Origin of the sequence: Actinomyces oris (assembly GCF_001937445.1) — a bacterium.
Taxonomy (GTDB): domain Bacteria; phylum Actinomycetota; class Actinomycetes; order Actinomycetales; family Actinomycetaceae; genus Actinomyces; species Actinomyces acetigenes.
Window position 1 is genome coordinate 1 of the sequence record NZ_MSKS01000086.1, and the last position, 661, is coordinate 661.

1 protein-coding gene is annotated in these 661 nt (G+C 59.8%); it reads left to right on the top strand.

From position 1 onward, the window contains the following. Positions 1-299: hypothetical protein (locus tag BKH20_RS14400; protein ID WP_218638181.1), on the top strand; the 299-nt coding region annotated here is incomplete at its 5' end. Positions 300-661 lie beyond the last annotated feature (362 nt).

Genomic DNA, 661 nt, shown 5'->3' on the forward strand with positions numbered 1-661 from the left:
TCGGAGTAGGCGACGGGGAGGGAGTCGGAGTGGGCGACGGCGACGGCGAAGCAGTCACCGTCGGCGAAGGAACAGGTGCGGGCGAACCCGCATCGTCGGCCACGGACGGAGCCCCGCAGCCGGCGATTCCAACGCCAAGAACCAGGGTGAGGAGGACGGGCGCCGCCGCCCTCAGCATCCTCCGGCGCTGCGGCGTCGACGAAGGCACTGACTCCACAGAGGAGCGGGACAATATGGGAGAAATAGGGGACAACATGGGCGTGCTCACGAAAGCCTCGAGTAACGAGAAGGGATGGTAAACGGCTAGCCGAGATAATTGAAGCACTCCGGAAGAAGCGATAACTCACGCCACCACAGAATGCAATCTGATTGATATGCACGATTTTTGCCAGCAACACATTAAATGACACCACAGTCATTACCTTACCGTTTCTTAATGTATTGCCTGCGGGAATACGAGTCCACACTCTCCCGGGTCGTCCAGATGTTGTGGAAATATAAGCGTTTGCGCCAACACCCTCGCAACATCGGCTCCGGTTGGCTTGCCCTCGACCACTTCACTGCGGACGGTGCCCCACGCGCCCCGTCAGCACGGGACACGAGGAGGAGATACAGACCACCACAGTCAGGCCGAGCGCCGGGAGCGGCATTCTCATCCATA